The sequence below is a fragment of the Streptomyces sp. S6 genome (assembly GCF_054880855.1).
Genome location: NZ_JBTYMC010000752.1, coordinates 1 through 533 on the forward strand (window position 1 = coordinate 1; position 533 = coordinate 533).

At 72.6% G+C, this 533-nt stretch carries 1 protein-coding gene; it reads right to left on the reverse strand.

Features of this window, described 5'->3' with window-relative positions:
• Positions 1 to 533, reverse strand: a 533-nt coding sequence (locus ACVNF4_RS36860; RefSeq protein ID WP_461807150.1) for an IS5 family transposase, incomplete at both ends; no start/stop codon positions are given.

A 533-nucleotide genomic window follows, 5' to 3' on the forward strand; every position in this document is an offset into this window, starting at 1 on the left:
CGAGGTTGCCGGTGTAGCCGCCGTCGGCCCAGACCAGCTCCAGCCGGTGGTGGGCGTCGGTGACCTGCCGCAGCAGGACCTGGGCGGCGGCGCGGTCGCCGGTGTCCGCGGCGGTGACCATCACGCCCAGCAGCAGACCGAGCGTGTCGACCACGACGTGCCGCTTGCGCCCGTTGATCAATTTGCCGCCGTCGAAGCCGCGGCTGTCCGCACCGACGACGGCGTCCGCCTTGACCGACTGCGAGTCGATCACGCCGGCCGTCGGCTCTGCAGTCCGCCCCTCTCTCTCGCGGATCCTCGATCGCAGCCGGTCGTGGAACTCCCTGACCAGAGCGTGGTCGCGCCAGCGGCGGAAGAACGCGTAGACCCGGTCCCACGGCGGGAAGTCGGCGGGCATGGCCCGCCACTTGATGCCGTTGTCGACCAGGTAGCGGATCGCGTCGAGTATGGCCCGGTGGCAGTACGCCTCCGGCTGTCCGCCCCGGCCGCGCAGCCAGCCCGGCACGGGCAGCAGCGGCCGGGCCACGGTCCAC